At 67.8% G+C, this 11,616-nt stretch carries 12 protein-coding genes; 5 read left to right on the top strand and 7 right to left on the bottom strand.

Annotation, left to right across the window (positions count from 1 at the left end; all coding sequences use genetic code 11):
- Positions 1-95: 95 nt before the first annotated feature.
- On the bottom strand, positions 96-839 hold the full coding sequence (locus AC3ITW_RS12435; RefSeq protein ID WP_489389567.1) for an SDR family oxidoreductase: 744 nt from the start codon (positions 837-839) through the stop codon (positions 96-98).
- Between the two features lie 106 nt (positions 840-945).
- Here AC3ITW_RS12435 and AC3ITW_RS12430 point away from each other — a divergent pair, with 106 nt between their 5' ends.
- Positions 946-1,839, top strand: a complete 894-nt coding sequence (locus AC3ITW_RS12430) for a LysR family transcriptional regulator (RefSeq protein ID WP_489389566.1) — start codon at positions 946-948, stop codon at positions 1,837-1,839.
- A gap of 65 nt (positions 1,840-1,904) precedes the next feature.
- Here the strand turns inward: AC3ITW_RS12430 and AC3ITW_RS12425 are convergent, their stop codons facing one another.
- The 5 genes from AC3ITW_RS12425 to AC3ITW_RS12405 form a co-directional block, all read right to left on the bottom strand.
- Entirely contained in the window at positions 1,905-3,272 is a 1,368-nt protein-coding gene (locus AC3ITW_RS12425) for a heavy metal sensor histidine kinase (RefSeq protein WP_489389565.1), read from the bottom strand.
- Positions 3,269-3,967, bottom strand: coding sequence for a heavy metal response regulator transcription factor (locus tag AC3ITW_RS12420; RefSeq protein WP_006370165.1), 699 nt, complete (start codon positions 3,965-3,967; stop codon positions 3,269-3,271). Before AC3ITW_RS12420 ends, AC3ITW_RS12425 begins: the two co-directional genes overlap by 4 nt.
- A 45-nt stretch (positions 3,968-4,012) precedes the next feature.
- Positions 4,013-4,897, bottom strand: coding sequence for a copper homeostasis membrane protein CopD (gene copD, locus AC3ITW_RS12415; protein WP_012511212.1), 885 nt, complete (start codon positions 4,895-4,897; stop codon positions 4,013-4,015).
- 10 nt (positions 4,898-4,907) lie between these two features.
- Positions 4,908-5,285, bottom strand: coding sequence for a copper homeostasis periplasmic binding protein CopC (gene copC, locus AC3ITW_RS12410; RefSeq protein ID WP_012511211.1), 378 nt, complete (start codon positions 5,283-5,285; stop codon positions 4,908-4,910).
- Between the two features lie 111 nt (positions 5,286-5,396).
- Positions 5,397-6,251: a helix-turn-helix domain-containing protein gene (locus AC3ITW_RS12405; RefSeq protein ID WP_012511210.1), complete on the bottom strand. Its 855-nt coding sequence runs from the start codon at positions 6,249-6,251 to the stop codon at positions 5,397-5,399.
- Positions 6,252-6,439: 188 nt separating this feature from the next.
- Here AC3ITW_RS12405 and AC3ITW_RS12400 point away from each other — a divergent pair, with 188 nt between their 5' ends.
- A complete protein-coding gene (locus AC3ITW_RS12400; RefSeq protein WP_489389564.1) occupies positions 6,440-8,572 on the top strand; it encodes a TonB-dependent receptor in 2,133 nt (710 codons plus the stop codon).
- 62 nt (positions 8,573-8,634) lie between these two features.
- Here the strand turns inward: AC3ITW_RS12400 and AC3ITW_RS12395 are convergent, their stop codons facing one another.
- Positions 8,635-9,111 carry a MerC domain-containing protein gene (locus AC3ITW_RS12395; protein WP_489389563.1) on the bottom strand — a complete coding sequence of 159 codons (477 nt, stop codon included), beginning with the start codon at positions 9,109-9,111 and terminating at the stop codon, positions 8,635-8,637.
- A 32-nt stretch (positions 9,112-9,143) separates the two neighbouring features.
- On the opposite strand from AC3ITW_RS12395, the gene AC3ITW_RS12390 reads away from it, so the two are divergent.
- The 3 genes from AC3ITW_RS12390 to AC3ITW_RS12380 are packed head-to-tail and all read left to right on the top strand — an operon-like array spanning position 9,144 to position 11,615.
- Positions 9,144-9,677: a ZrgA family zinc uptake protein gene (locus tag AC3ITW_RS12390; protein WP_049462652.1), complete on the top strand. Its 534-nt coding sequence runs from the start codon at positions 9,144-9,146 to the stop codon at positions 9,675-9,677.
- A complete protein-coding gene (locus AC3ITW_RS12385; protein ID WP_100468713.1) occupies positions 9,674-10,369 on the top strand; it encodes an ATP-binding cassette domain-containing protein in 696 nt (231 codons plus the stop codon). The genes AC3ITW_RS12390 and AC3ITW_RS12385 overlap by 4 nt, the downstream gene beginning before the upstream one ends.
- A complete protein-coding gene (locus AC3ITW_RS12380) occupies positions 10,362-11,615 on the top strand; it encodes an ABC transporter permease (protein ID WP_100468711.1) in 1,254 nt (417 codons plus the stop codon). Before AC3ITW_RS12385 ends, AC3ITW_RS12380 begins: the two co-directional genes overlap by 8 nt.
- Position 11,616: the final 1 nt, after the last annotated feature.

The following is an 11,616-nucleotide window of genomic DNA, read 5'->3' as shown; positions in this document are numbered from 1 at the left end:
GCCATGCGTGGGTGCGACCCGGCCGCCAGGCATGGCCCGGTAGGTGCCCACCTTGGTGGGCACGCGGCGACGCGCCCACCAAGGTGGGCGACTACCTACACCATCCCGCCATTGGCGCGCAGCACCTGGCCGTTGATCCACCCGCCATCGGCACCGGCCAGGAAGGCCACCGCTCCGGCGATGTCTTCCGGCGTGCCCAGTCGCTCCAGGGGATTCATCTTTGCCAGCCGCTCGATCAGCTCCGGTGCCTTGCCATCCAGGAACAGGCCGGTGGCGGTCGGGCCGGGCGCTACCGCGTTCACGGTGATGTTGCGCCCGCGCAGCTCCTTGCTGAGGATCGCGCCCATCGTCTCCACCGCGGCCTTGCTGGCCGCGTACACGCTGTAGTTCTCCAGCTTGATGCCGACCACGCTGGTGGACAGGCTGATCAGGCGGCCGCCGTCACGCACCCGTCGCGCGCTCTCGCGCAGCACGTTGAAGGCGCCCTTCAGGTTGATGCCGATGACCCGTTCGAACAGCGCGTCGTCGCTGTCGGCCAGCGGCGCCAGCTGCAGCACGCCGGCACTGTTCACCACCACGTCGATGCCGCCGAAGCGGGCTTCGATGGCGTCGAACAGTTGGCGCACCGCCTGCGGGTCGGCCACATCGGCCTGCAGCGCGATGGCCTGCGCGCCAGTGGCCGTGAGTTCGGCGGCCAGTGCCTCGGCATCGTCGCGGCGGCCGGCGTAGTTGATCGCCACGGCATGGCCGTCGGCGGCCAGGCGGCGCGAAATGGCCGCGCCGATGCCACGGGAACCGCCGGTGACCAGGGCGACGCGGCGGGCGGAGGAGGTGGGCATGGTTGGTTCCAGCAGGGCGCGCCGGACTGGCGCAGTGCCATCTTCGCCATCTCATCAGTTCGGATAATCATGCATAATCCGCCAACATCATCCGGATTGCCGAACAATGGACCGATTCACGGCCATGCGTGCCTTCGTCCGTATCGTCGAGCGCCGCAGCTTCACCCGGGCCTCCGAGGACCTGGGCCTGCCGCGGGCCACGGTGACCGATGCGATCAAAGCACTGGAACAGCGGCTGGGCGTGCGCCTGCTGCACCGGACCACGCGGCTGGTGGTGCCCACCCTGGAAGGGGAAGCGTTCTATGGGCGTTGCCTGCGCCTGATCGCCGACATGGACGATGCCGAAGCCGCGTTCCGTGACGTGCCGCCGCGTGGCCCGCTGCGCATTGAAGTGCATGGCACGCTGGGCCGGCATCTGCTGTTTCCGCATCTACCGGACTTCCTGCAGCATTACCCCGAGATCGAACTGGAGGTCAGCGAAGGCGACCGCTATGTCGACCTGCTGCGCGAAGGCGTGGATGCGGCGTTGCGGGTGGGGACCCTGGCCGACAGCGATCTGGCGGCGCGCCGGTTGACGATGTTGCGGGAAGTTACGGTGGCCGCACCGGGCTATGTGCAGGCGCACGGTGTGCCCGAGACCATCGAATCACTGGAGCAAGGCCACCAGATGGTCGGCTACCGCTCCAGCGCCACCGGCCAGCTGATTCCGCTTGAGTTCCAGCAGGGCGCGCAGGTGCGCTACGTGCCGCTGCCCGCGCGGGTGAGGGTTTCCGGCGCGGACGCATTCCTTGGTGCCGCCTTGGCGGGTCTCGGCATCATCCAGGCACCGCGCTACCGGATGCACCCCTACATCGCGAGTGGGCAGCTGGTCGAGCTGTTGCCGGACGCACCGCCGACGCCGAGCCCGTTGAGCCTGGTCTACCCCCGCAACCGCACACCATCGCCGCGGCTGCGGGTGTTCATCGACTGGGTGGCCGCGGTGTTCGACCAAATGGGGTAGTGCCGGCCGCTGGCCGGCAACTGCAATACGCTGGGTGTGCATGGGCTGCCGGCCAGCGGCCGGCACTACCGGGTGGCAGCGCATGGCAACACCAGCTCGAACACGGTGCCGGTTTCGTCCGATGCAACGCTCACGCTGCCGCCATGCGCCTGCACGATGGCACGGGTAATCGCCAGTCCCAGCCCGACGCCGTCATGGCGGCCACGCTCGCCCCGGTAGAAGCGGTCAAACAGGCGCGGCAGTGCTTCGGCGGCAATCGGCGTGCCGCTGTTGTGCACGCTGATCCGGCACACGCCATCAATCCCGGAAAGCCGCACGACCACTTCGCTTCCTGGCACCGCATGCTTCAAGGCATTGGACAACAGGTTGGCGATTGCCCGATGCAGCATCAGCCGGTTGCCTTCCACGCGCACGGCGCCGTCGCGGCGCAGGGCCAATTGCCGGTCCTCGGCCAGCAGCCCATAGAACTCCAGCAGCGAATCCACCACCGCATCCAGCGCCACCGGCTCGCGCGAAGGCAGTGCGCCCGGCGCCTCGGCCTGCGCCAGATACAGCAGGTCACCCACGGTCTGCGCCAACTGCTGCAGTTCTTCGGCGCACGAGGCCAGCGTCTCACGGTAGGCCTCGTTGCTGCGCGGGTGGGCCAGCACCACCTGTACCTGGGTCAGCATGTTGGTGATCGGCGTGCGCAGCTCGTGGGCCAGATCACCGGAGAATTCGGTCAGGCGCGCGAAGTCCTGCTGTAATCGCGCCAGCATGCCGTTGAGGGTCTGCGCCAGCTGTTCCAGCTCGGCCGGCGCGCTGCGCGCGTTCAACCGCCGTTGCAGGCGCCCTGCGGTGATCTGACGGGCTTCATCGGCCAGCGTCCGCAGCGGCCGCAGCGTTCGCCGCACCACATAGCCACCCAGCAGGCTGCTGGCCACGGCGGCACCGATGATGGCGATCGCCAGCAGGTGGCGGAAGCGCTGCAGGAAGTCTGCATGGCGGGCGTCATCAATGGCCAGCAGGATCAGCAGCTGGCTGCCGTCGGCCAGGGTCTGGCGCAGGTGCAGTGCATGCATGCACGTTCCGTCGGCAAGGATCCAGTCGTGCCGACGGAAGGCACTGTCGACAGGCTGGCTGCGTGCGTGTTCGCGCAGCAGCGCTGGCGCGGTGGAAAACAGCACGGTGCCGTCTCCATCAACGATATGGAAGGCGATATCCGGATGGTGGCTCAGCGCCTCTGCCAGTCGCTGCCAGCGAACGGACGCAGGCCCATTGCCGGCCAGGTCGCTGATCAACGCGACCTTGTTCTCCAGCTCGGTGAAATCCTGTGCGACCAGATCGTGACGGGCACTGACATAGATCGCCACGCCCAGTGCCGCCAGCACCAGCGTGGCCACGGTGGCGAACAGCAGCGTCAGCCGCACCGCGATGGAGCGGCGCAGGCTCATCCGTTGCGCGCGGCGCCGTCGTCCGGCGCCTCCAGTACATAGCCCATGCCGCGCACGGTAATGATCAGCTTGTCGGCGAAATCATCGTCGATCTTGGCGCGCAGGCGGCGGATCGCCACATCGATGACATTGGTGTCGCTGTCGAAGTTCATGTCCCACACCTGCGAGGCGATCAGCGAGCGCGGCAGCACTTCGCCACGGCGGCGTGCCAGCAGCTCCAGCAGGGTGTACTCCTTCTGGCTGAGCGCGATGCGCTGGCCGCCACGCTCCACCCGGCGGCGCTGGGTATCCACCACCAGGTCGGCAATGACGATGCGTTCAACCTGCGGCACCGCCTGGCCGCGGCGCAGCAGCGTGCGCACGCGCGCCAGCAGCTCGGCGAAAGCGAAGGGCTTGGCCAGGTAGTCGTCGGCGCCCAGCTCAAGGCCCTGCACGCGGTCGGCGATGCTGCTGCGTGCGGTCAGGAACAGCACCGGCAGCGGCCAGCCGGCTCCACGCAGCCGCGACAGCACAGTCCAGCCATCCAGGCCGGGCAGCATCACATCGAGGATGACCAGCTGGTACTCGCCGCTCTCGGCCAGGTGCAGGCCGTCGATGCCGTTGCTGGCGAGGTCGACCACATAGCCGGCCTCGATCAGGCCCTGGCGCAGGTAGTTGCCGGTCTTGGGTTCGTCTTCGACGATCAGCAGTTTCATGATGCGGCCATCATCGCAGCTTGCGGGTGGGTCGGCAGCGGTGGTTCATGCCACCGGGTCCAGGGTGCCGAGTACCGCTACACAGGCCAGCACCAGCAGCGCCAGCACCGCTTCGCAGGCCAGGCTGTGGCGCAGCGAACGCAGTGGCCTGGGTTGCCAGCCTCCGCGGATGGAAACCGCCAGCGCCGGCACCAGCCGCCAGCGATGCAGCGCGGCCAGCCCAAGCATGCCGCCGACCAGGGCCAGTTTGAGCAGCAACCAGCGCCCATGTGCGGTTTCGGCCAGGGTGTGCAGCGAGCCGCCGAGATCGACATAGGTATAGGTGCCGGTCATCGCCAGCAGGGCGACGATGATTGTGCCGGGCACAGCGAAGCTGTGCGCGGCCTGCCACAGCTCGCGGGTGCGTTCGCGCAGACGCAGGCCCTGCGGTCGCAGCGCCAGCTGCAGGATGGCGGCGATCGCCCCGACCCAGGCGCCGGCGGCCAGCAGATGCAGCATGCCGGCGCCGAGCCGAAGCGTGCCGCCGAGCCCGTCGCCGGCGGCGGCATGGCCATTCCAGGAAAGGCTGGCCAATGCGCTGGCAGACAGTGCCAGCAGTGCGAGGCGGCGCAGGCCCTGTACGGGGCGGTTGATGGCCAGCAGTGGCAACATTGCCAGTACGGCCAGGATGCGCAGCAGGCCCGCTTCACCCACCGGCGTACCGGCAAGAAACCAGCGCGCGGTCTCGCCGTCGATGTCGGCCGGCGATACGCCAAGCACGCCGGACAACCGGGTCACCGCGTCGGTGATGACCAGTACCAACGCGATCACGGTGAGCGTCAGCGAGACGCCGCGCGGCAGCCCGGGCCGGACGAACAGCATCCGCCCGAACAGCAGCATCAACACGGCATACAGCACCAGCCGCAGCGCATACGGCGAAAGCTCGGCCACAGCGGTGGCCTTACTTCACGGTGAAGCGGTAGTTGCCGGTGATCGGGTGGCTGTCCTGGCCGACCGCGCGCCACTGCAGCGCGTAAGTGCCGGCAGGCAGCGGCTTGGCGAAGCGCGCGCGCAGGGTGTGGCCGTCCTCTGAGATCTCCTGCGCAGTGGTCGGCATCGCCATCTTCATGCGGCCATGGTCCATGCTCAGTTCGATGCGGGTGGCACGCGGCATCACCTTTTCACTGAACTGCAGCTCGATCTGGCTGGCCGGGGCCACGGTGGCGTCGGCGGCCGGCGTTGCGCGCACCAGGCTGGGATGGGCCAGCGCCAGCGGTGCGACCGCAAGGCCGGACAGCAGCAGGGCGAGCGAGGTGGGGCGGAGCAGGGAGCGGATCATGTGCGGGAACGCCTGTCGGGAAGTTGCCCTCAGGGTGATGCAGCGCGCCTTTCGCTGCCCTGACGCGAACATTACCGGTCTGTAATGTTGGCTGCCGGCCCGCAGCCGGCGCTACCGGGCCCGCGACTGCGCGATCCAGGCTGACGGCGAACAACCGACCACACGCCGGAAGGCCGCGCTGAACTTGCTGGGATTGGCGTAGCCACTGGCCAGCGCAACCTCGGTGACGCTGCATCCCTGGGCCAGTGCCCCGCGCGCCCATTGCATGCGGCGTCGGGTCAGGAACGCATAGGGTGGCAGGCCGGTGGCGGCGCGCAGCGCACGACCGAACGTGGACGGGTCCATCTGCACCGCAGCGGCCAACTGTGCGACTTCAAGAGGCTGGCCATGCTGTGCATCGATGTAAGCCTCCAGCTGCTGCAGTCGCCGCGTGGACAGTGCCGTGTCCCTGCCGCGTTCCCTGCAGGGAAGTCCGGCAAGCTGACCCAGGCGATGCAGCAGGACCTGGGCGCCATGCTCGAGGAAGCCGGGCAGGCAAACATCGGCCTGCGCGCTGCACCACAACGCCTGCAGTACCGAAGTGATCACCGGGTCGTGGTGCAGCCGCGCCGCCAGCGGCTGCAGGTGTTGCAACCGCTGCGGATCCTGCGGATGCAGGCGGGTATCGATGGCGATGCCGAGCAGATCGACCGCGGGGCTGGCATAGGTGCCGGTGTCTCCTGGCAGCACCAGGTTGAACTGGCCGGGCCGCCACGGCGCCTGCAGCAGGCCGTTGAGGGTGCGTTGCTGCAGCCGTCCGCCGCCGTCCACGGCCAGGCCCAGGCGAAGCTGGTGCGGATGGCCCATCTCGCCTTCGCTGGCGTCGAAACGATGGCGCAGCAGCACCACCGCACCGTCATCGCTGGCGTAGGCAGCAGGGGCCTGCGACCGGGTTTCCTGCAGCAACTGGTCGGCGAGGGCGGGCATCACGGATCCGGGAATGGAGCGGCGCTGCCGGAAATGGAGTGGCGGCAGGACGCTAATGTTACAGGATAACACTCTTGTCCCGCGCTGCCGCCGCCCGCGCGTCCGCCACTCCATCCGTCGAGGTTCCCGCTTTGAAGTCGTCTACGCCTGCTGCCGCGCTCATCGCAGCATCCCTGCTCGTTCCTGCCTTGCCCGCCCTTGCCCAGCAGGCCGACCCGGCCACGCTCGACGGTGTCCGCGTCACCGGTTCCAAGCGCGATACCCCTTACCTGAAGAGCGATCTGTCGGTGACGGTGCTCGACAGGCAGGCCCTGAAAGAAGCGGGCGTCACCGAGTTCCGTGACCTCGACAAGCTCGCGCCGAACGTCAAGTTCAATGCGATGGGCCAGCTCAGCAACATGTTCATCTCGATCCGCGGCATCGAGTCCAATCCATTCCTGGTCAATCGTGCCTCGGTCTACATCGACGGCATTCCGTTCCGCGAACTGAGCAATGCCGTGCTCAACCAGGTCGAGTCGGTGGAGGTGCTGCGCGGTCCGCAGGGCACGTTGTATGGCGCCAACAGCGAATCCGGCCTGGTGCTGGTGCGTACGCGTGGTCCTGCGGACAAGCGCGAAGGCGAGGTCAACCTGCGCAGCACCTGGTTCGGCAACGGCAACGGCACCGCCATCGATGGCTTCCTCGCCGGGCCACTGAGCCGGGACGGTAGCCTGTCCGGCTCGGTGGCGTTCATGGGTTCCGATGAGGACGCCTACCTGAAGAACCTCACGCCTTCCGGTGCGCGCGGCAAGGTCGGCGAAGGCTACCTCCAGGGCAAGCTGCGCTGGCGGCCGAGCGACTACGTTTCGGTGAACGCGCTGGCCTATCATCTGCGCACCCGCGCGCCGGGCATGTTCGAGTATGAATACCTGCCGCTGGATACCGGCCTCTACAACCGCACCTACGGCACCTCGCTCAATGGCGGCCGCCGTGCCGGTGACTTCACCTACATCAACGACGCGCCCAAGCGCACCGAAAAGGACGAAACGGTGGCCGGCCTCAGTGCGCAATGGCAGCTGCAGGCCGGCACGCTGGACGTGGCCGCTTCCTGGCGGGACGAGGAGGTGACCTCGGCCGGCTACGACTTCGACATGACCAACAGCCCGGCATTGGCCGGCCGCATCTACGACAGAAAGAAGGAATGGACGGCCGAGGCGCGTTTCAGCTCCCCCAGCGACCAGGCGTTGACCTGGATGGCCGGTGTGTCGACCTACCGCAACAGCAAGGATTCGATCCTCGGCACCTTCGTCGGCCCGGCGCTGCATGGACTGAACAGCTACAACCTGGCCCCGCGGCAGACTTCCAAGGGCGAGGACTACAGCGTCTTCGCCACCGCCAGCTACACCTTCCCGGCAGTGCCGAAGCTGACCGCCAGCGCCGGCCTGCGCCATGAGCAGGCACGGCGCGCCACCGAACAGCGTGCCGGTGCGCTGGACCTTGGCGCCGGTGGCCGCGTGCTGTACCGCGATGCCGCGCTGGCGCATACCTTCTCGGCCACGCTGCCGCGGGTGTCGCTGCGCTACGACGCCACTGACGACCTGTCCTTCTACGCGGCCTCGGCCAAGGGCTACATTCCGGGTGGCTTCAATCTGGCTGCGGCGCAGAGCGATGTGGTCAACGACAAGGTGCTGCGCTACGAGTCCGAACGCATGTGGAGCCATGAGCTGGGCTTCAAGATGAACCTGGCCGGCGGTCGTGGCCACATCGGCGGCGCGCTGTTCCACATCACCTCGGACAACTGGCAGGAGATCCAGGTGGCCACCGATGCCAACGGCCGCCCGATCTCGTCGGACTACGTCGGTTCGGATGCCTCGATCCGTTCCCGCGGTGCCGAGCTGGAGGGCGTGTTTGAAGTGCTACCGGGCTTCACCCTGATGGCGAATGTGGGCTACGTCGATGCGAAGTACACCAAGCTGTGGGTCAGCGTGGACCAGAACCTGGATGGCAAGCGGGTCAAGCTGACCCCTCACTACACTGGCTATCTGGCGGCGCGCTATCAGTTCGACTCGGGCATCTATGCACGGCTGGAATCGCAGTTCACCGGCTCCAGTGCACTGGATGAACGCAACCGCGCGTTCCAGCCCGCGGTGGCCGTACTTGGTGCGCAGCTGGGCTATGAGACCGGGCCGTGGAGCGCGCGGGTGTTCGTGCAGAACCTGACCAACAAGCGCCGCATCAATGGCCTGATCTTCGACAACCTGGCCTTCGGGCGCGACGGCAACTACTACGGCCCGGTCGACAGCCCGCGCATCTTCGGCGCGGAAGTGGGTTACCGCTTCTGACGAATCCACGGTAGATCCACGCCAAGCGTGGATGGCGGCACCCCGCCGGGCATGGCCCGGCGCTACCGTGGGCCGTGCAATGCCCGCCGGTTGCCGATGTGCGCGCATGCCAGCAGCACGCCACCGCAGGCGGTGGCCACGCCATGCCACAGCAGCGATTCCTTCAACGGCAGGTACAGCGACGCTGACACCAGCAGGATCGCGCCAACCACGGCCAGCCGCATCGGCAGCCAGCGCCCATGCCGGTACAGCCCGGCCGTGGTACTGGCCAGCGCCAGCGTCGAGGCCATCAATGCGAACAACCATTCCCAGCGCGACATCATCAACAGCAGCGTCATCAGACCGTGGCCGGGGTGCTGGAACGAGCGCAGCGCCATCATTGCCGCTGGCACGAAGGCCAGCAGCAGTGGCAGGGCGATGCAATGGGCGGCGCAGGCCAGCGACAGCCAGGCCCCGGCCAGATCGAAACGGGGATGCCAGCGTGCCGAAGTTGGCGGCTGGGCCAGAGCCCTTGCGGGGGTCGGGGGGATGTGGTTCATTATGTTACATAGTAACAATTTGAGCCTCCCCCATGAAGCTTCCTGCTGCTCTTTTCCTGCTGCTGGCTGCCAACGCGGCCCAGGCACACGATGTCCGCCAGCACGCGCCACACGTGCACGGCCAGGCCACTGTTGATCTCGCTCTCGACCAGGGAACGCTGGAGTTCGCCCTGCAGGCGCCGGGCATCGGCATTCTTGATTTCGAGCGACCGCCCGCCAACGCGACCGAGCAGGCGGCACTGTCGCGCGCCACGGCATTGCTGAAGGGCGGCAGCTGGGTCACCCTGCCCACCGCCGCCAACTGCCGCCTGGCCAGCAGTGACGCCAGTGCCGAAGGCTTCGCTGCGACCGCCGCTGTGCCAGCGGCCGGGCAGCATCGCCACGCCGGTTTCAGTGCCAACCTGCAGTATCGCTGCACGAATCCGAGTGCATTGCGCGCCCTGGTCGTGCGCCTGCCGGTGCTGTTCCCCGGGTTGCACGAAGTCATCGTCAACAGTGCGACGGCCAACGGCCAGGACCGCAGCGTGCTGAGTGCCGACAACCTGCGCGTGGTGCTGGCGCCGTGAGCACGCCAGCGGTGATCGCCCTGGAGGATGTGCAGTTCGGCTACGCAACACGCCTGGTGCTGGATATCCCGCAGCTGCTGATAGAGCAGGGCAGCAGCGTGCTGTTGCGTGGAGTGAGCGGTGGCGGCAAGAGCACCTTGCTCGGCCTGCTGGCCGGCGTCCTGCTACCCGGCAGGGGGCGCGTCGAAGTGGCAGGTCACGCGCTGCAGATGATGCGGGGTGCCGCGCGCGATCGCTTCCGTGCCGATCACCTGGGCGTGATCTTCCAGCAGTTCAACCTGCTGCCGTTCCTCAGCGTGCGCGACAACATCGCGTTTGGCCTGCGCTTTTCTCCGGTGCGCAGTGAGCGCATCAGCGGGCCGCTGGACGACGAGATCCTGCGCCTGCTGGAAGCGCTGCAGCTGGACCCGGCGCTGTCCAAGCGTGCGGCCGGTACCCTGAGTGTCGGCCAGCAGCAACGCGTGGCCGCCGCACGCGCCCTGATCGGCCGCCCCGCAGTACTGCTGGCTGACGAGCCGACTTCGGCGCTGGATCGCCTGGCCGCGACCGCCTTCCTGCAGCTGATGTCCGCACAGTGCCGGGCCGCCGGTACCACGGTTCTGGTGGTCAGTCACGATGAAAGCCTGCAGCCCTTGTTCGACCGCACCATCGCGTTGTCGCAGATCAATCACGCAGGTGGCACCCATGCTTGAACTTGCCTGGGCCAGCCTGCGCAGCCGCGCATTGAGCGTCAGCCTCACCGTGCTGGTGATCACCCTCAGCGTGGTGCTGCTGCTCGGTGTTGAGCGCGTGCGCACGCAGGCGCACGAAGGTTTCGCCAGCACCGTCTCAGGCACTGACCTGATCGTCGGTGCCCGCTCCGGGCCGGTGAACCTGCTGCTGTATTCGGTGTTCCACATCGGCGACCCGACCAACAACGTGTCGTGGCAGTCCTACCAGGAGCTGTCCTCGCTGCCGCAGGTGAAGTGGGCGGTACCACTGTCGCTGGGCGATTCTTGGCGCGGCTACCGGGTGGTCGGCACCAGTGGCGGCTACTTCGAGCACTATCGTTACGGCGCGGGGCATGCGCTGGCATTTGCGCAGGGGCGGCCGTTCGACGATCTGTACGACGCCGTGATCGGCGCGGAGGTGGCACGCGCGCAGAAGGTCGGCATCGGCGACGAGATCGTGCTGGCCCATGGCACCGGCGCGGTCACGCTGGCCACGCATGCCGACAAGCCGTTCCGTGTGGCTGGCATCCTGCAGCGCACCGGCACGCCGGTCGATTCGTCGGTGCTGGTCTCGCTGCCGGCCATCGAGGCGATCCATGTCGACTGGCGCTCCGGCGTGCAGCTGCGCAGCCAGAGTGTCAGCGCCGAGCAGGCGCGCCATCTGGACCTGACCCCGACCAGCATCACCGCCTTCATGCTCGGCCTGAACTCGCGCATCGCCACGTTCTCGGTACAGCGCAGGATCAACGAGTATCCGGATGAGGCGATGCTGGCGATCCTGCCCGGCGTGACCCTGCAGCAGCTGTGGCAATCACTGGGCACGGCCGAGCGGGCGTTGCAGCTGATCAGTGCGATGGTGGTGCTGCTGGGCATGGTCTCGCTGGTGGCGCTGCTGGTCTCGACCCTGCAGGAGCGCCGGCGCGAGATGGCGGTGCTGCGTGCCATCGGTGCACGCCCGGGCTATATCGCCAGCCTGCTGGTGGTGGAGGCGGTGGCGACCAGCGCGCTTGCCTGCGTGCTCGCACTGGCCGCACTGGTGGTGGCCAGCCTGGCCGGGCGTGGCTGGGCGCTGGCCAGCTTCGGCCTGTCGATCACCCACATCTGGCCGGATGGCCGCGAACTGGCGTGGGTCGCAGGTGTGCTGGCGATCAGCGCGGTGGCCGGCCTGGTGCCGGCGCTGCTGGCCTATCGGCGCACGCTGGCCGATGGCCTTTCACCCGGGGGCTGAG

The sequence above is a fragment of the Stenotrophomonas sp. KH_052 genome, from assembly GCF_057838755.1.
Note: the sequence above shows the minus strand (reverse complement) of the source record. Positions and strands in the feature narration are given on the sequence as shown.